At 60.5% G+C, this 18,331-nt stretch carries 18 protein-coding genes; 17 read left to right on the top strand and 1 reads right to left on the bottom strand.

Annotated elements, in window-relative coordinates:
* Positions 1-43: 43 nt before the first annotated feature.
* Positions 44-820 (bottom strand): alpha/beta fold hydrolase, encoded by a 777-nt coding sequence (locus LI953_RS12230; protein ID WP_227076368.1) that lies wholly within the window; start codon positions 818-820, stop codon positions 44-46.
* A gap of 120 nt (positions 821-940) precedes the next feature.
* Between LI953_RS12230 and LI953_RS12225 the strand changes: the two genes are divergently transcribed.
* The 17 genes from LI953_RS12225 to LI953_RS12145 all read left to right on the top strand — a co-directional run bounded on the left by LI953_RS12225 (position 941) and on the right by LI953_RS12145 (position 18,309).
* Positions 941-1,603, top strand: a complete 663-nt coding sequence (locus LI953_RS12225; RefSeq protein WP_227076367.1) for a GntR family transcriptional regulator — start codon at positions 941-943, stop codon at positions 1,601-1,603.
* 62 nt (positions 1,604-1,665) lie between these two features.
* Positions 1,666-2,628, top strand: a complete 963-nt coding sequence (locus LI953_RS12220) for a VOC family protein (RefSeq protein WP_227076366.1) — start codon at positions 1,666-1,668, stop codon at positions 2,626-2,628.
* Positions 2,625-3,536, top strand: coding sequence for an alpha/beta fold hydrolase (locus tag LI953_RS12215; RefSeq protein ID WP_227076365.1), 912 nt, complete (start codon positions 2,625-2,627; stop codon positions 3,534-3,536). The genes LI953_RS12220 and LI953_RS12215 overlap by 4 nt, the downstream gene beginning before the upstream one ends.
* Complete coding sequence (locus tag LI953_RS12210) at positions 3,533-3,976, top strand: lipocalin-like domain-containing protein (RefSeq protein WP_227076364.1); 444 nt, start codon at positions 3,533-3,535, stop codon at positions 3,974-3,976. The genes LI953_RS12215 and LI953_RS12210 overlap by 4 nt, the downstream gene beginning before the upstream one ends.
* Positions 3,949-4,806 (top strand): alpha/beta fold hydrolase, encoded by an 858-nt coding sequence (locus tag LI953_RS12205; protein ID WP_304505192.1) that lies wholly within the window; start codon positions 3,949-3,951, stop codon positions 4,804-4,806. Before LI953_RS12210 ends, LI953_RS12205 begins: the two co-directional genes overlap by 28 nt.
* On the top strand, positions 4,769-5,947 hold the full coding sequence (locus LI953_RS12200; protein ID WP_227076363.1) for an FAD-dependent oxidoreductase: 1,179 nt from the start codon (positions 4,769-4,771) through the stop codon (positions 5,945-5,947). Before LI953_RS12205 ends, LI953_RS12200 begins: the two co-directional genes overlap by 38 nt.
* A 24-nt stretch (positions 5,948-5,971) precedes the next feature.
* On the top strand, positions 5,972-6,985 hold the full coding sequence (locus LI953_RS12195; protein ID WP_227076362.1) for an ornithine cyclodeaminase family protein: 1,014 nt from the start codon (positions 5,972-5,974) through the stop codon (positions 6,983-6,985).
* A gap of 11 nt (positions 6,986-6,996) precedes the next feature.
* The gene (locus tag LI953_RS12190) at positions 6,997-8,016 is read left to right on the top strand and encodes a dihydrodipicolinate synthase family protein (RefSeq protein WP_227076361.1); all 1,020 of its coding nucleotides are present in this window, start codon (positions 6,997-6,999) and stop codon (positions 8,014-8,016) included.
* Positions 8,017-8,026: 10 nt separating this feature from the next.
* The gene (locus LI953_RS12185) at positions 8,027-9,493 is read left to right on the top strand and encodes an NAD-dependent succinate-semialdehyde dehydrogenase (protein ID WP_227076360.1); all 1,467 of its coding nucleotides are present in this window, start codon (positions 8,027-8,029) and stop codon (positions 9,491-9,493) included.
* A 41-nt stretch (positions 9,494-9,534) separates the two neighbouring features.
* Positions 9,535-10,665 (top strand): FAD-dependent oxidoreductase, encoded by a 1,131-nt coding sequence (locus LI953_RS12180; protein ID WP_227076359.1) that lies wholly within the window; start codon positions 9,535-9,537, stop codon positions 10,663-10,665.
* A gap of 2 nt (positions 10,666-10,667) precedes the next feature.
* Complete coding sequence (locus LI953_RS12175; protein WP_227076358.1) at positions 10,668-11,492, top strand: SDR family oxidoreductase; 825 nt, start codon at positions 10,668-10,670, stop codon at positions 11,490-11,492.
* Between the two features lies 1 nt (position 11,493).
* Positions 11,494-12,849, top strand: coding sequence for a Rieske 2Fe-2S domain-containing protein (locus tag LI953_RS12170; RefSeq protein ID WP_227076357.1), 1,356 nt, complete (start codon positions 11,494-11,496; stop codon positions 12,847-12,849).
* A 7-nt stretch (positions 12,850-12,856) separates the two neighbouring features.
* Positions 12,857-13,375, top strand: coding sequence for an aromatic-ring-hydroxylating dioxygenase subunit beta (locus LI953_RS12165; RefSeq protein ID WP_227076356.1), 519 nt, complete (start codon positions 12,857-12,859; stop codon positions 13,373-13,375).
* Positions 13,376-13,403: 28 nt separating this feature from the next.
* On the top strand, positions 13,404-13,940 hold the full coding sequence (locus tag LI953_RS12160) for a VOC family protein (protein ID WP_227076355.1): 537 nt from the start codon (positions 13,404-13,406) through the stop codon (positions 13,938-13,940).
* A gap of 27 nt (positions 13,941-13,967) precedes the next feature.
* Positions 13,968-15,017 carry a VOC family protein gene (locus tag LI953_RS12155; protein ID WP_227076354.1) on the top strand — a complete coding sequence of 350 codons (1,050 nt, stop codon included), beginning with the start codon at positions 13,968-13,970 and terminating at the stop codon, positions 15,015-15,017.
* 194 nt (positions 15,018-15,211) lie between these two features.
* Entirely contained in the window at positions 15,212-16,900 is a 1,689-nt protein-coding gene (locus LI953_RS12150; RefSeq protein ID WP_227076353.1) for a DUF1302 domain-containing protein, read from the top strand.
* Positions 16,901-16,911: 11 nt separating this feature from the next.
* Positions 16,912-18,309 carry a DUF1329 domain-containing protein gene (locus LI953_RS12145; RefSeq protein WP_227076352.1) on the top strand — a complete coding sequence of 466 codons (1,398 nt, stop codon included), beginning with the start codon at positions 16,912-16,914 and terminating at the stop codon, positions 18,307-18,309.
* Positions 18,310-18,331: the final 22 nt, after the last annotated feature.

The raw sequence follows: 18,331 nt of genomic DNA, 5'->3' as shown, positions 1-18,331 counted from the left end.
GCCTAGCATCAACGAAATTGACAGCGCCGCCGGGGCGGGCGGCTTAGCGCAGAAAGCCGTCGAGCAGGGTTTGGACGGCGCCGGGGGCTTCGAAATTCACGATATGCCCGGCCCCGGCGACGATTTCGAACTCGGCGCCCGGGATCGCGGCGGCCATTTCGCGCATCGCCGGGACGGGGCCGCCGCCATGGTCATGCTCGGCGGCGATCAGCAGCGTGGGCACGCTGAGCGCGGGCAGGCGCGCTGTGAAATCCATCTCGATGAAGGCGCCGACATAGGCCTGATACCCGGCCACGGTGGTCCGCTTGAACATGGCGCGCAGGGTGGCGTCGGCCTCGGGATGGCGCTGCCGGAAGTCTTCGCTCAGCCAGCGGTCGACGGTGATGTCGGCAAGCTTGTCCATGCCGATTGCGGCCGCCTTGGCTTGCCGTTCGCGCCAGAAGGCGCGGCGGTCGTCGGGTTGGCGCGGGCGGCAGCAGCAGGCGGCGACGCGCGTAACCCGGGCGGGGTGGCTGATGGCCGTGGCAAGCGCCACCGAGCCGCCGAAGCCAAGCCCGACCAGCGCGCTGCGGGTGATGCCGAGATGGTTCCAGAGTTGCGTCAGCCCGGCCACGACGTCTTCAAAGCGGCAGTTGGCGGGCGGCGCCGGGCTATCGCCGTGACCCCAGGGGGCGAAGCTCAGCACGCGGAAGCGCGCGGCCAAGGCATGGGCATGGCGGGACCAGAACCCGATGTCGTTGCCGATGCCGGGGACAAAGGTGACCCAGGGGGTGCCTTCGGGGCCGCGTGTCTCGTAGTGAAAAAGAGGCAGGGAGCTCATGTGTTTCCTCGAAATTTGATGGCGCGGGCCGCATTCGCACCCGCACAAAATTACATTTTTAATCTCATAATTATGAAATACTACTTGTAATTAAAAATCGGGGCAAGTAAGTCTTGGCGCATGGCGAGGAAACCAATTGAAATCGCGGACGCGCTGGAGCGGGCCATTCTGTGCGGCGAATTTGCCGCGGGCGAGCTGATCAACGAGCCGGAACTGGCGACGAAATTTGGTGTGTCGCGCACGCCAGTGCGCGAGGCGCTGCTCAATCTTTCAGCTGCAGGCTTGGTCGAATTGAAACGAGGCACCGGCGCGATCGTGGTCGGCGTGTCGCTGGATACCATTTTCGAGGCTTACGAGGTGCTCGCTAATGCGCTCGGGTTTGCCTGTGCGCTGGCGGCCGAACGGATGACGCCGTTTCAGCGCGCGGCGTTGCAGGATATCGTCGCCGAGATGCGGCGCAATGTGAGCAAGGATGCACGCGAACGCTACATCGTCCTAGACGAGCAATTGCACGAGGCGATCCTTGAAGGTGCGAAGAACGCCATGCTGGCGCGCCAGGTGCGTGAATGCAAACGGCGGATCGCGGCGGTGCGGCAGTTGAGCATGCGCTCGCATGAGAGCGTAGAGCATATCGTGCCGGAGCTGGAGCGGGTGGTGGCGGCGATTGCCGATGGCGACCCGAAAGCGGCGCGCGCGGCGCTCGAGGAGCATATCAATTTACGCGGCAGTGGCGCGCAAAGACTCGTCGCGCATTGGCGGAAGCTGACCGAAAGCGAGGCCTGATTTCTGTTGAGCGGCAGGGCGTGGCGGAAGGCTGCGCCATTGGAAACGGAAAAGGAATAATAATGTCTTATCAACATTTTGGCATTACTGGCATTGAGCGGGTTAAATTCGCCGTCGAGAAATTCGACGATGCTCGCCGTTTTGCCGCGGATTGGGGGCTGCACGCGGCAGACATAACTGATGGCGCCGCAATATTTCGCAGTGCCGATGGCTCCGAGATCGAAATCGTCGCGGCGGATCCGTCGCGCGCTGATCGCTGGCCGGTGGGTGCGCCTAGCGGCATTTGTGAAATCATGTGGGGGGTTGGCGAGGCGGCAAATCTACAGGCGCTTGCTGCCGAGCTTGGGCGGGATCGCAAGGCAGAAATCGGTGCCGATGGCGTGCTGCGTTCGGTGGACGATCTGGGCATCGGGCTTGCCTTCCGTGTCAAGCAACGCCAAGCGGTGGCCTACGATGTTTCCCGCTATAACGCGCCAGGGTACCCCGCGCGGATCGACCAACGCGCCGCGCGCTATGAGTGTGCGCGCCCACATGAGATCAGCCACATCGCCATCGCGGTCAACGATGCTGGCAAATCCTCTAAGTTTTATACCGAACGGCTGGGGTTCAAAGTCTCGGACCGCTATGCGGAGCGCGGCGTGTTCATGCGCTGCAGGGAGAAGGGAAATCATCACGACATCTTCCTGATGAATGGCCGTGATCCCGGTATCCGCTTCAATCATCTTGCGTTCAAGGTGCGCGATATTCATGAGGTGATCGCTGGCGGGCAATATCTTGACGCCAAAGGCTGGACGACCTTCGCGGGGCCGGGACGCCACATCATTTCGTCGGCCAATTTCTGGTACTTCGTCTCCCCATTTGGCGGCTCGTGGGAATATGCCGCCGATGAGGATATGGTAACGGAAGCCTGGCAGCCGCAGGATTTCGCCGCCATTTCCCACATCTTTTCAGAATGGACCTTCGGCTTGGAAAAATCCGATGGCACGCTGCGTGGTCCGATTTCGCTGAGCGCGGCGAGACCATGACGGCGAAAGGCGTCACATCGCTTTGGGTGGATCTGCTCGGCGCGGAAACACGGTTTGTCGGCACGCGGTATCGCACGCGCATTGTCGAGGCGGGGCAGGGGCCGGTGCTGCTGCTGCTGCACGGCACGGGCGGGCATCTCGAGAATTACGCGCGCAACATCATGCCGCTGGCGGAAAATTTCCGGGTCATCGCCTTTGATTTTTTGTGGCATGGCCTTTCCCAGACGGAGGGGTTTGATATCGACATCATGCCGCTGCTGACCGATCAGGTGGTGGATGTGATGGATACGTTGGGCATTGAGCGCGCGGCGATCGAAGGGCAGTCACTGGGGGGGTGGGTCGCGATGCAATTTGCGTTGCGGCATCCGGCGCGGGTGACGCAGCTTGTCTTGACCACGACCATGGGCTACGCGCCTGATGCTGGTGCTATCCCCGGGTATATCGAGCCGGATTGGTCGGCAAATTTGAAGACCTCCTTGGAGGTCCTGCAAAATCCCAGTTTTGAAAACGTCCGTACGCGGATGGTGCGGATTCTGGCGAAGCCGTCGCGCCTCACCGATGAGGCGGTGCGAATCCGCCAGGCCCTGTATCAACGCCCGGCCCTGGCCGAAGTGCAGGCGCGATTTATTGCCGAATATCTTGGCGGTGGGCTGGTGTGGAAGGATGTCGTCACCGATGCGATGGCGCGCCAGATCGCGGCGCCGACGCTGGTATATTGGGGGGGGCAAAACCGGACGCCGCCAGCATTGGGCGAGCATATCGCGCGACAGGTGCAGAACGGCCAATTTCATTGCGCCGCGGATACCGGGCATTGGGCGCAATTTGAAAGCGCCGAGGAACATAACCGCGTGGTCACGGCATTTCTACGCTCAGGTGGCACGCATGTGAACGGACCTATGGCAGCATGATCAATCCGTCTGACCTCATTGGCCGGTGGGACATTATCTCCTGGCTCCAACTTTATGACGACGGCCGCCGGCAGGCCCCGCTGGGCGAGCGGCTCGAGGGCTTCATCCGTTACACACCAGAGGGCGACATGATTTGCATGATCGCTAATGCGGACCGGAAGAATTTTGAAACGGGCGGCCAATGGAATGCCAGCGAGGCGGAGAAGGCCGCGGCTTACAGCTCGATGCTGGCTTATGCGGGGCGTTACCGGGTGGAGGGTGATGCCGTGGTACATGAGGTACAAACCAGCCTGTTTCCCAATTGGAAAGGCGGTGAGCAGCGCCGGCGTATACGGCTTGAGGGGCGCGATGCATTGTTCATCGAGGCGCGGTTGGAAGATCGCACGCCAGAGGCCCGGATAGCGCAATTGGCATGGCGTCGCGCCAACGGGGAGAAGTAACGGCAATGACGAATAATCCTGAAATCGGCCGGATGATCGCGACGGGCGCGACCGAGACGAATTATCACGACCTGGGTAACGGCGCGCCAGTATTGTTGCTGCATGGATCGGGGCCGGGCGTGAGTGCCTGGGCGAACTGGCGCTTGCCGTTGCAGGCGCTCTCAACGCAATTTCGTTGCCTGGCGCCGGATCTTGCGGGATTTGGATATACCACGACGCCGGATGATTTCGTATTTACGCGGCAGGCTTGGCTCGATCAGATCATCGCCTTCTTGGATGCGGCGGGTGTCGAGAAAGCGCATGTAATCGGCAATAGTTTTGGCGGATCGATGGCGCTGGCGCTGGCGATTGCACGGCCCGAGCGCGTGCACCGGCTGGTGTTGATGGGCAGTGTTGGCGTGCCATTTGAGTTGACGGCGGGGTTGGACGCGGTGTGGGGCTATACGCCGTCGTTTGAAAACATGCAGTCGATTATGAGGATTTTTGCCTACAACCAGGCTTTGGTTGGCGATGATCTGGTGCACATGCGCTATGAGGCCAGTATGCGGCCGGGCGTGCAGGAGGCATATGCCCGCATGTTCCCGGCTCCGCGCCAGCGCTGGGTGGACGCGATGTCTCACAGCGAGCCCGATATTCGTGGCATCAAACACAAGACGCTGCTCGTGCATGGACGTGATGACAAGGTGATTCCGCCGTCAACGTCGATGACGATGCTGAACTGGATCGAGAACAGCCAGCTGCATATTTTTGGCCGCTGCGGGCACTGGACGCAGATTGAGCATGCCGCGGAATTTGGGCGGCTCGTCGGTAACTTCCTGGTGGCGGAATAAGATAACCCGAATGGTGGAAACGATGAAGAAACATAATATCCTGGTCGTCGGTGGTGGGGTTGGCGGCATGTCGGCGGCCATCGCGTTGCGTAAGATCGGCGCAGATGTTGAGTTGATCGACATTGATCCGCAATGGCGTGTGTATGGCGCGGGGATCACGATCACCGGCCCAACCTTGCGCGCCTTTAAGGCCATCGGTGTTTACGACGAAATTTCGGAAGTAGCCTATGTGGGAGAGGGAATTCGCGTTTGCGACACGCAAGGTAACCTGATCCGCGATCTGCCCACGCCGATTCCGGCTGAGGCTGGTGTTTGCGGCAGCGGCGGTATCATGCGTCCAGCGTTGCACAAAATCCTGTCACGCCATGTGCTGGAAGCGGGTGTTAAGGTGCGGCTCGGTGTCACGGTTGATGCGTTGATCCAGGATGATTCCGGTGTGGACATCAGCTTTAGCGATGGTACGTATGGACATTATGATCTTGTGATCGGCGCGGATGGCGTGTTTTCGCGCATGCGCTCGCTGATTTTCCCGAATGCGCCCAAGCCGGAATATACCGGCCAGAGCGCTTGGCGCATGGTGGCGAAGAGGCCGCCGCAGATCCATTGCCGCCATTACTTCCTGGGCGGGCCGGTCAAGGTCGGCGTTACGCCGGTTTCGGATGATGAGATGTATCTGTTCCTGTTGGAGCGCACGCCCCAGATCTTCCGCAAGGATGAAGAGCTGAAGGATGGGCTTGCCAATCTTCTGGAGGGTTACGGCGGTATTCTGGCGGAGCTGCGCGGCAATATCAACGATCAGTCGCAAATCGTGTTCCGTCCGCTGGAGGCGTTTGTCCTGCCCGCACCCTGGCATGTTGGCCGCGTGATGCTGATTGGCGACGCCGCGCACCCGACCACGCCGCAGCTTGCCTCCGGTGCGGGAATTGCGGTGGAGGATGCGCTGGTGATCGCGGAGGAGCTGCAGGTGGAGCGGCCAATGGCAGCGACGCTGGAGGCGTTCACCCTGCGGCGCGAGGCGCGGTGCCGGCTGGTGGTATCAAGTTCGATTGAGATCGGGCGTTTGGAGCAGGCGCGCGCACCGGTGGATCAGCAGACCGCGATCGTTGAAAAGGCTCTGGCCAAGCTGGCTGAGCCGATCTGAGCGATTGGAAAGGATGACGATTTTATGAGTACCTCCGGTAACGTCGCCAAGGTCAAGACCAAGTTTATCGGCGATGCCGATGTCGAGGCGCTGGCGGATTGGGCGTCAACCGTCGCAGCGCTGCGCGCGGCCTATGCGGGCGAGATCAAGCCTGACATGGTGCCGCCGCGCACGATGGCCCGTGGTGCGGGCTTCTGGCTGCGGGCGCTGAGCGCCATTTCGCCATCGGGCGCGTATATGGGCTGCAAGCTCATTGCGGCGTCACCGAAGGAGAAGCGGGCCAGCTATCTGATCTCGCTGTTTGATCAGACGACGATGGATCTGGCCGCGCTGGTGGATGGCAACCGCATCACCGGCCTGCGCACGGCGGGCACGGCGGCGGTGGCGGTGGATCTTCTGGCGCCCGCCAAGGCGCTTAAAGTTGCCGTTCTGGGCTCCGGGTTTGAGGCGCGTGGCCTGTTCGAGGCGCTGCTGGCGACGCGCGATGTCGCCGAGGCGCTTGTGTTCAGCCCCACCACGGCGAACCGGGAGAAATTCGCGCAGGGCTTTCGCGATACGCACAAGCTCGCCGTCAGCGCGGTGGCGTCGGCCGAGGCGGCGGTGACCGGGGCGGATGTCGTGCTGGCAGCGGCGCGCAGTTATGATGAGTCGCCGGTGCTGCAAGGCAAGTGGTTGGCGCCGGGCGCTGTGGTGGTGTCGGTGGGTTCGACGCTGCCGGAACAGCGCGAGGTGGATGTGGAAACACTCGCGCGGGCGGCATTGATCGTGGCGGATATGCCGGAGGAGGTGGCGCACGAGACAGGTGATGCGATGGCCGCGCATAAGGCGGGTTGCGATGTCGCGGCCAAGATGGTGCCGCTTTCCGATATCGCCTCGGGCAAGGCGGCGCGGCCAGCGCCTGGCGAGGCAATCGTGGTGTATAAATCCGTCGGCTCTGCGCTCCAGGATATCGTGATTGCCGAAATGATACTTAACCGCGCCGAACAGGCGCAGAGCTTCGTCGAACTGAACGAAAGCGTTCATACAATCATTAAATAGGAGTGGCCGCCATGCCTGCTTATTTCCGTTCCGATGCCCGCGCCTGGGCCCGCGAGCACCTCATCGGGTGTTCGGGCGTCACGATCCCCAGTTTCAGCGCCGATCTCAAACGGCTGAATGAAAAGGGGATCCGCCACGACATCCAGCGCCTGATCGAACTGGGCTTCACCTATACGCTGCTATGCACCGATGTTGTGATCTCGCCGGAGGAGAATGCGGAGTTCACAGCCCTGGCGCGCGACACTGCCGGGAGCAAACTCGGGCTGTTTTTCCATGCCGGTTTCAGCACGCTGGAGGAAAATATCCAGGCGGCGAAGCTGGCGGAGAAGGCGGGAGCTGACATTGTGCTGCTGTCTTATCCGTCGCAGTTCTGGCCGACGACGGAAAAGGAAATCTACGACTATACCAAGGCGTTTTGTGACGCCACGAATTTGGCGGTGATGCTGTTCCCGATTCCGCTCTGGGGGTTTGAGCGCATCCACCCGGCCGGCATGTCGGTGGAATTGATCGGGCGATTGCTCAATGATTGCCCGAATGTGGTGGCGGTGAAATCCGAGCAGGGCTTTCCGCTCGTCGCCGGACTGTGCGAGATGTATCATCATTTCCGCGACCGCACGATCATCAGCTGCCCGATCGAGGGTGATTGCATTCCGCTGATGAGCATGATGCAGTTTCAGTTCTCCGGCACCAGCTATACGCAATGGATGGGTGACTACTTCCCCAAGGCTTTTGATCTCGCCCGCACCGGCAAGTGGGAAGAGGCGATGAAGGAATATTGGCGCGTGCATCCGGCGCGTCAGGCCTCCAGCGCGGCGACTCAGGCGTATATTCCGGGCACCAATTTCATCAACCGCACCAACTGGAAGTATCAGGACTGGCTTGCGGGCTTCAATGGCGGCCCGCTGCGCAGCCCGACACCGCGCATCCCTGACCGGTTCATGAAGTCGCTGCGCGCGGGGCTCGCCGCGTCGGGCTGCTTCGTCACGGATGATCCGGACAGCCAGTTCATGATCGGCCGCTTCCCCTGCTGAGGATTGCAAAATGGAAATTCTGACCGATAAATCCCTCTGGCGCTGTGGCGCATATATTGATGGCCAGTGGGTCGCCGAAACGCCGCATGGCATCTATACTTTGCGCAATCCGGCCACGGGTGAGGCGCTGATTGATCTGCCGCGCTGCAAAGAGACGGAGACTGATCGCGCCATCGAGGCCGCGCACCGGGCGTTTCTCGACTGGCGGAAGACCACGGCCCAGCACCGGGCCAAGGTGATCCGCCGGTGGTATGAGTTGACGCTGGAACATCGTGAGGATCTGGCGAAGATCATCACGCTGGAGGAAGGCAAGCCGCTGACCGAGGCGCGGGGCGAGGTGGATTATGCCGCCTCCTTCCTGGAATGGTTCAGCGAGGAAGCGAAGCGCGTGAATGGCGAGGTGCTGCCAGCCAAGAGCCCGCGCCAGCGCATTGTCGTACTCAAGCAGCCGATTGGCGTGTGTGCGGCGATCACGCCCTGGAATTTTCCCGCGGCGATGATCACCCGCAAGGCCGGGCCCGCGCTTGCGGCCGGGTGCGCGATGGTGGTGAAGCCCGCCAGCCAGACGCCGATGACCGCGCTGGCGCTGGCGGAACTGGCCGAGCGCGCGGGCGTGCCGGCGGGGGTGTTCAGCGTGATCACGGGCAACGACACCCGCGCCATTGGCGGTCGCCTGACCGCGCATCAATTGGTGCGCAAGGTGACCTTCACCGGCTCGACCGAGGTGGGGCGCGTGCTGCTCGCGCAATCCGCCGCGACGATCAAGAAATGTTCTATGGAATTGGGCGGCAATGCGCCGTTCATCATCTTCGACGACGCCGATCTGGACGCGGCGGTCGAGGGCGTGGTCGCCTCCAAATACCGCAATACCGGGCAGGCCTGCATCAGCGCCAACCGCGTGCTGGTGCAGGATGGCGTGTTCGACGCGTTTGCCGACAAGCTGGCGGCGCGCGTGGGGCAACTCAAGGTTGGCAACGGGCTGAGCGAGGGCGTGCAACAGGGGCCGCTGATCGATATGGGCGCGATCGAAAAGGTCGAGAGCCACATCGCCGACGCCGTAGCGAAGGGCGCGAAGGTGCTGGTAGGCGGCAAGCGGCACGATCTGGGCGGCTGCTTCTTTGAACCGACCGTGCTGGCGGATGTGCCGGGCGATGCACTTTTGGCGCATGAGGAGACGTTCGGTCCGGTGGCGCCGCTGTTCCGCTTCAAGACCGATGCCGAGGCGCTGGAATTGGCGAACGCGACCGAATTTGGTCTGGCCGCCTATCTGTTCAGCCGCGACGCCGCGCGCATCTGGAACGCCGCGGAGGGGCTGGAATCGGGCATGGTCGGCATCAATACGGGGCTGATTTCCAACGAGGTGGCGCCGTTTGGCGGTGTGAAGCAGAGCGGTCTTGGCCGCGAGGGTTCGCATATCGGCATCGATGAGTTCCTTGAGGTTAAATACATGTGCTGGGACGGGATCGCGCCGCTATGAGCGGCGCCTAGCATCGTCGGCGCGCGTGGGGGGGAAATAATATGGCCGGTTTATTGTCCAAGGTTTTGATCGTCGGCGGCGGGTTCTCGGGCTTGTCAGCGGCGATCATGCTGCGCCGCCAGGGCGTGCAGGTTGATTTGGTGGAGATCACGCCCGGGTGGACGACCTATGGCGCGGGCATCAGCATTGGTGGGCCGTCATTGCGCGCCTTCCGCACGCTCGGCATCCTGCCGCGCTTTCTGGAAGAAGGCCATGCCAGTGATGGCACCGAGATCCGCACGTCATCCGGCCAGATGATTGCCGAGATCCCGACGCCGCGGGTGGCGGGGGCGGACGTTCCGGGCAATGGCGCCGTGATGCGCCCGGTGTTGGCGAAGATTCTCGGCGACGCTGCGCTGGAGGCGGGTACATCCGTGCGCCTTGGTTGCACGTTCACGGAGATTGCGCCAACGGCTGATCATGTCGATGTTGCCTTCACCGATGGCGAAACAAGGCGCTATGATCTGGTGATCGGCGCAGATGGGCTGCGCTCCAAGCTGCGGGAGGCGGTGTTTCCTGGCGGCCCCCAGCCGCGCTATAGCGGCCAGGGCGTGTGGCGCGCGGTGTTGCCGCGGCTGGCGGGCATCGACAAGACGATCCTGTGGGTCGGGCCGGAAACAAAGGTTGGCGTGAATCCGGTGTCGCGCACCGAGATGTATTTGTTCGTTAACGAGAACCGTCCGGTGAATGAGCGGATTCCCGAGGAGCATTTCGTACCGCTATTGAAGGGGTTGCTGGAACCATTCCCGGCGCCCGAAGTGCAGGCGTTTCGCGCGCAACTCTCGGAAGCCTCGCAGATTCTGTTCCGGCCGCTGGAAGGGATGCTGATGCCCCTGCCCTGGCATGCGGGCCGCGTCGTGCTGATTGGCGACGCCGTGCATGCGACCACGCCGCATCTCGCCGCTGGCGCGGGCATCGGCGTGGAGGATGCCATTGTGTTGGCTGAGGAGCTGGCGCGCGGTGCGGATCTCGCCGCGGCGCTCAAGGCTTTCGAGCAGCGGCGTTGGGAGCGTTGCCGCATGGTCGTGCATAATTCCGGCCGGCTGGGTGAGATAGAGGTGCAGGGCGGCAGCAAGGCCGAGCATGCGGCGCTGATGGTCGAGTCCTTCCGCGCCTTGACGGAGGATATCTAGCCATGCGGCTATTGGAAAATCACAGCGTCCTCATCACGGGGGGCGGTTCCGGGCTTGGTCTTGGTGTGGCGCGGCACTGTCTGGCCGAAGGCGCGCAGCTCGCAGTGATGGACATTTCGGGTGAGAAGCTCGCCGCCTTGCGCGCGGAATTTGGCGATCAGGTGTTGCTGGTCGAGGGGAGTTGCACCCGGGTGGAGGAGCTGGAACGTTGCCGCGCGGCAGTGGCGGCGCGCTTCGGGCGGCTCGATGCGCTGATTGGCGTGCAGGGTATTTTCGATGGCAATATCCGTCTTGCCGATGTGCCGCTGGAGCGGATCGACGGGCTGTTCGACGAGCTGTTCCATGTGAACGTCAAAGGGCATGTCCTCGCCGCACGTGTGTTTTACGACATGCTGCTCGCCGCTGAGGGCGCCATTGTGCTCACCAGTTCCACCGCCGCCTATGCCGCCGATGGCGGCGGTGTGATGTACAGCGCGACCAAGGGGGCCATTCGCAGCATCGTCCATCAGCTGGCGTTTGAGTTCGCGCCAGCAATTCGCGTCAATGGCATCGCGCCGGCGGGCATCGCCAACAGCCAGCTGCGCGGCCCCGCGGCGCTGGGGATGCAGGCGCAGAAGCAATCGGATATTCCCAAGGATGCGTTCCTGGCGAAATTCCGCTCGATTAGTCTGTTGCAGGAACTGCCAACGCCGGAGGACCATGGGTTTCTCTATGCGTTTCTGGCCTCGCGCCAGAATAAACTGGTGACGGGGCAGACCATTGTGGTGGATCAAGGCTTGTTGAACCGCGCCCTGCTAAGCGCGGAACTGCCGAATAAAGGGGGTTGAAATGTATAAATACAATTCCGTCGTCCCCGGCGACGAAAAAAAATACCTGAACGCTCTCTATGATCGCGTTGAGGAGGGACTCAATCAGGGATTGCTACCGGTTGACGTTTTCAACGACGAAAAGGTGTTCCGCGCCGAGATGGAGCGCATCTTCACCCGCACCTGGGTGTTTGTGGGGCATGAGAGCGAGATCCCGAATTCCGGCGATTTCATGCTGCGCAAGGTCGGGCTGGATCAAGTCATTGTCACCCGCGGGTCGAAGGGTGAAATCAATGTGCTCCTCAATCATTGTCGCCACCGCGGCACCGAGGTTTGCCACGAGGACAAGGGCAATGCCACGCATTTCCGCTGCCCCTACCATGGCTGGATATACAAGAATAATGGCGATTTTGTTGGTGCACCGGACATGCGGCAAGCCTATGGCGGCAGGCTCGATGCCAAGAAATGGGGGCTGCTGAAGGCGCCGCGCGTGGACACCATCCACGGGTTGATCTTCACATGCCTGTCGGATGAAGGACCCGGCCTGCGCGAATATCTTGGCGGCGCGGCCTGGATGTTCGATGCGATCTTCGGCTTGCATCCGGATGGTGTGCGGGTTTTGGCGGCGCCGGAGCGCTTCATCGTTCGTGCGGACTGGAAGAGTGGCGCGGAGAATTTCTGCGGTGATGCGTACCATGTCGGCACCGCGCATTATTCGGCGACGGCGTCGAAATTCATACCGGGCGACGTCCGCGAAACCGGCCCGAATGCGCGCGGCTATATGTTTGAAAACGGACACGGCTTCATTGGCCATGCGTTGCGCTCTTGGTTTGGGCCGCCATTCGAATTATGGGGCTATCCCCCCGAGATCCGTGCGCAGTTTGATTTGTCGCATCTTGACGAGACGCAAATCGACATGATCACCAACGTGCCGCCCACAATCAGCACGATCTTCCCGAATATGAGCTATCTGCGTTTCCCGCAGCCAGCCCAGCCGGGTGAGTTCCCGCTGGCTTTCACCAGCATCCGTCTGTGGCAGCCGGTGGCGCCGGGCGTGATGGAGCTGTGGAACTGGATCGTCGATTACAAATTCATGCCGGAGGAATATACCAAACGCTCCTACATCGCGGGTCAGTTTGGTTTTGGCTCGGGCGGTATTTTTGAGCAGGATGATACGGCCGTGTGGGAAGGGATCGCCAAGGTCGGGTCAAGCCCTTGGAGCCGTAAGGAAAAATTGCAGCTGAATTATCAGCAGGTGCGGGTGGAGCCGGACCCGAACTGGAAAGGGCCGGGGAAGTTCTTCAACAGCATTTATGGCGAGTACATGCAGGAAGCCTTCTGGCGCCGTTGGCTCAAAGACATGCGTGAAAGCACATGAGGGGGAGATGGATATGACGAACATGCTAGATCAGGCCACACTTTTCTTCACCGCGCAGAACTTTCTCTCACGCGAAGCGAAGCTGCTCGATGAGCGGCGTTTTGAGGAATGGTTCGAGTTGCTGGATGACGAGATCATCTACGAAGTGCCAAACCGCGAGGTGCGTCTTGCCTTTGCTGATGAGGTACCCGAGGGGGCATTTCGGATTCTCGACAACAAGGCGCTGATCAAGATCCGCGTCGACCGCTTCAACTCTGGCTATTGCTGGTCGGAGAGTCCGCCGTCGCGCACGCTGCGCGTGATCGGCAGCCTAATTGTTAATCAGTCAGGGCAACCTGATATCATTGAGGTGGAAAGCGCGATGCTGCTTTATCGCCAGCGCGGTACGGATATGCCCGGAGACGTGATCCCGGTTCGCCGTCTTGATCAGCTTCGCTTGACGGAGGCTGGCTCTAAACTGCTCAGGCGCCGTGCATTGATTGCCGAGACGGTGCTGCACACGCCCAATCTCGGCGTCTTCCTTTAACCTGAAGCCGGACATCGAAAGGCAGAACATGAGTGAGATTCCAAAATATATCGGACGGCGCTTCGACCAGATCAGCTTCGTCGTGCGTGACCTAGATGAGGCGATGGAATTTTGGCGCAGGACTAACGGGATCGAGGCGTGGGATAAGGCGATCGACCTCGCCAAATCCCAGACAGAGAAGGAATATTGGGGCAAGCCGGGCAACTTCCAGTTCAGCTGCGCCTACGGATTCGCCGGTGATACGCTGATCGAGCTGGCCCGCCATGACGGCGGCGACAGCATCTACAAGGAATGGCTCGACCAGCATGGCGTGGGACCGCACCATGTCGGTTTCCGTTTTGAAGACGAGGCGGAATACAACCGTGCGCAGTCTGATTACCTCGCTGCGGGATTGGTGAAAGCGATGGGCGGATTCTTCAAGGGACCGCATGGCGATTGCCGCTGGTCCTATTGGGATACGCGCAAGCAGATTGGCTGCTACACCGAACTCTATTATCTTACGGGCGAACTCGCCGCACGTCTGGCCCGGCTGAAGGCGGGCGAGGCCGTCAGCATCACCTTCTAATCGATCATTCGGCCGGAGGCCATGCCTTTGGCTCCATCATTCAGATCGATCTTATCCATCACCAAAAAATGTTTGAATTGCGGGGGATGTGCCCGCAGTATTTTCGGCAATACACGGTGCCGGAATACCGGCGATTTGAGGAGTGTCCTGATGACTACAGCACAAAGCCCAATCACCGGGCTTCGCTATATTGCTCTTGCAATGCCGAATTTCGATGAAAGCCTGGAATTTTATACGACGCTTTGGGGGCTTGAGCAGGTCTCGGCCGGCGATGGCGTCGCCTATCTTGGTTCGCCGGTTGATCCCGCGCAATATATCCTGCGTTTGCGCAAGGCGGAGGCGAAGCGGCTCGATGTGGTCGGGCTCGCTGCGGCGTCGCGTGCTGAGGTGGATGCGCTTGGCCAGCGCTTGTCTGCGGCGGGTGTGCGGATCGATCGCGCGCCGGCTGATCTCGGCACGCCGGGCGGTGGTTATGGTCTGCGGTTTTTCGACTGCGAAGGGCGCCTGATCGAAGTTTCCGCCGATGTGGCGCCGCGCAAGATTTCTGGCGCCACGCAGCGCGGCGTGCCGGTCAATCTCGGCCATGTCGTGTTCAACACGCTGACGCTGGAGGCGACCAAGAGCTTCTATGAAACCCATCTCGGCCTGAAGCTGACCGATTGGCTGGAAGATTTCATGTGCTTCCTGCGTTGCAACGGGGCGAAGCATCATATTCTGGCCATCGCCAAGGGGCCGCACGTCGCCCTCAACCATGTTGCTTATGACATGGGCGGTATCGATTCACAGATGCGCGCGACGGGGCGCTTGGTGCGCGCGGGACAGAAGATCGTCTGGGGGCCAGGCCGCCATGGCGCGGGCGACAACACGTTCAGCTATTTCAAGGACCCTGCGGGCAACGTCTGCGAATTTACTGCCGAGATGGAGGGGGTCGACGAGGCGAACTGGAAAGTCCGCCGCTGGGAAACCAAGCCAGAGATGCAAGACCAATGGGGCACAGGCGGGTTGATCACTGACGGCATGATTCCGGCGCAGTTCAATACGCCGGATACAGGGCTGTGGACCCCGGCGCCGGTCTGAGGCGCCGGTGATGGCGCGGCATTCCGCTGTCCGAAAGGCTGGTGGAAGGTTGCGCCCTCAACGCTCGCGTCTTGGGGAGTGGTGTGGGATCTGAATACACAAAAAAACGCAGGCCAAATACGCGGGACATCCGGCCCCGCGGATGCTGAGCAAAAAAAGCAGACCGGACAAGTTGACGGGGAAGGGAGCCTCCAATGACCAGGAACGCCAAAAAACAAACATTACCTCTTGGTGGCCGTGGCAAACATGCCACGAAGACGCGCTTCATGGCGGTGCTTGCGGCCACATCGAGCGCCCTTGCCATGGCGCAATGGCACAGCGCGCATGCGTTGAATCTTTATTCCGCAGGCAATCTGGAGATCAATCTTGATACGACCGTTGAGTACTCGGCGTTTTATCGTGTTAATGATCCGTCGAAGATTCTGCTGGACTCGCCGCGGGCGTTGAATTACAATGATGGCGACCAGAATTTTCAGCATGGCATTGTCGCCAATGAGCTCAGCGTGTTGCCCGTCCTCGATGTCAAGGATGGGAATTATGGCATGCATGTGAGCGGACAGGTTTATCTGAATACGCCTTATCTCGGCACGAATCAGAACGGCTCGCCTTATACGAACAACGCGCTATCGATTGCGAAGAACAACGATTTCACCAGTGCAACGCGCAACGTGAATGGAGAAAATGCTCAGCTTCTCGATGCGTTCGCCTATGGGTCGTTTAATTTTGGCGCCAATAACGGGCAAGAGCTCACGGTAAAGGTCGGCCGACAGACGCTGATCTGGGGGCAGAGCCTGTTCTTCGCCAATAATGGCATCGCTGCCGGGCAGGCGCCGATCAATATTCTCACCGCCGAAAGTGTGCCCAATGCCCAGGCCCAGCAGATTTTCATGCCGGTTGGCCAGGCTGTTGTCACCTATCAGCCGAACCAGATTCTGACCTTTCAGGCCTATTACCAGTTCGAGTGGCGGCAGGATTTCTTCCAGGGCAGTGGTGCGTATTTCAGCAATATCGACTTCTTCGATAAGGGCGGTCAGCGCCTGTTTTTCGCCGCGCCCAATCCATTCTTCCCGGGCGTGTACGTCACGCGCACCCGGGACCTGACGCCCTCGAACGCGAATGGTCAGTTTGGCGCTGCGGCCATGGCCTCGCTCGGTAATTACGATCTTGGGTTGTATGCGTTGCGGTTCGACTCAAAATCACCGGAAGTCTATACCGACGTCACTTCAAACGGTGTGGGCAATATCGGCAAATACTGGCTGGTTTATCCGCGCGATATTCAAATGTTTGGTGCATCGCTCTCGACAACGGTTGGTCCTGTCAACGTCGCCGGGGAAATCTCTGGCCGCAAGAACATGCCGCTGGTGCAGAATCCGTTTCCGCCGCCGGGTGTCGCCAATACGGCCTATCCTGGCAGCGGCAATGCTGGTGCGTTGTATCCGGTGGGCAGCACGGTCGCTGCGCAGGTTTCGGGCATTTACATCACGCCGCCACTGCCGCTCGATCCTGGCGGGATGACGATCATCGGTGAATTCGCGATGAACCATGTCGTCTCGGTTGACTCGGGGAGGAACGATTTGGAGCCGGGCCGGAGCCCGTCCGCTGGCGCGTTCGAGATTGTGGCGACGCCGGCCTATTACGATGTGCTGCCGAATCTTGAGCTGCAATTCCCGATCGGCCTGACCTACAATCTCTTCGGCCGTTCGCAGGTCGATCTGAACATGAATCACGGCACCGGGTCCGTTAGCTTCGGGGTGACGGCGACGTATCGCACGACCTGGATCGCGGGCCTGACCTACAACACCTATCTCGGGCGGCCCGATCCGATCCTCAATCCGCTAGCCGATCGTGGCTATCTCTCGTTCAACATCCAGCATACTTTCTAAATCGGAAAGGCATGAAACATAAGATGAAACGTAATCTGAAAAAATTCCGGTCGACGCTGGTGGGCTGCATTTTCGCCTTCGGTGCGCATGCCGCGCTAGCGGCGGTGACGGCCGATCAGGCCGCGTTGCTGAAGACAACGCTGACGCCGATGGGCGCCGAGCGTGCGGGGAGTGCGGATGGCCTGATCCCCGCCTGGACGGGTGGCTTGACCACGCCGCCGGCTGGGTGGACGCCGGATCAGCCGATGCCGGATCTGTTCGCGAGTGACAAACCAATTGTCACCATCAATGCCAGCAATATGGATCAGTATAAAGACCGGCTAACCCCTGGCGTGATGCAGATGATGAAGCAATATGGCTACAGCATCACCGTGTATCCCACCCACCGCACCGCCGCCGCGCCGCAATGGGTGTATGACAATATTTATCGCAACGCGCTCAACGCCCAGCCGGATCCGGCAGGCGCGCGCATGGGCTTCTCGGGCGCTTATGGCGGTGTTCCATTTCCGATTCCTGATGCTGACCCGAGCCAGGCAGGTGCCGAGATCATGTGGAATCACGAGGCGCGGTGGCAAGGCGTGTCGGTGGTGGAGAATATCGGTGTGATCGTCGTGAGCAATGGCACGATGACGCTCTCAGCCGGCTCGCATTACACGCATGACGAGCCCTATTACGAGGCGAAAGATCCATCTGGCGCGGGGCTCATCGAGCGCGATCTTTATGAATTCACATCGCCGCCCAGCATCAACGGCGAAAAAATCATCCAGTGGCTGTCATCTGATCCGCTGAAGACCCCGACCCAGGCATGGCAGTTGCTGACCGGCCAGGGGCGTGTGCGCAAGGCGCCGGAGTTGTTCTACGACACGCCGGCGACGCAAACAGATGACATCGACAATTACGATGAGTTCTATGTCTTCAACGGTGCGTTGGATAAATATGACTGGAAGCTCATCGGTAAGAAGGAGATGTATATCCCCTATAACAACAACAAGCTGTTTCTGGCGACGACGACGCAGGCCCATGGGCCGCATTTCCTCAATCCAAACCTGGTTCGTTGGGAACTGCATCGCGTTTGGGTTGTCGAGGCGACGCTGCATCCGGGTGAGCGTAACGTGATTGCCAAGCGCGTGTTTTATGTGGACGAGGATACGTGGGACGCCACCCTCGCCGATGAATACGACTCGCATGGACAGCTGTGGAAGACCGAACAACTTTTTACGCTGGACCGTCCTGATCTGCCCGGCACGGTGTTCAGCAATGACGTTGTGTACGATCTGCTGAAGAATGAATATGTGACGTCAGGCGGGCCATGGGGGGATGCGCCGTATAATACGCCGCCGGACTACACGAACTTGCCTTCTCCTAACAAGTTCAACGCCGAATCACTGGCCGCGCAGGCACAGTTCTGACGGCCGGCAGCGCGCTGAACGG

The organism is Acidocella sp. KAb 2-4, from assembly GCF_020567705.1.
In the GTDB taxonomy this organism is placed as follows: Bacteria; Pseudomonadota; Alphaproteobacteria; order Acetobacterales; family Acetobacteraceae; genus Acidocella.
The sequence above is the reverse complement of the archived record's forward strand: the minus strand, read 5'-3'. Positions and strand labels throughout refer to the sequence as shown.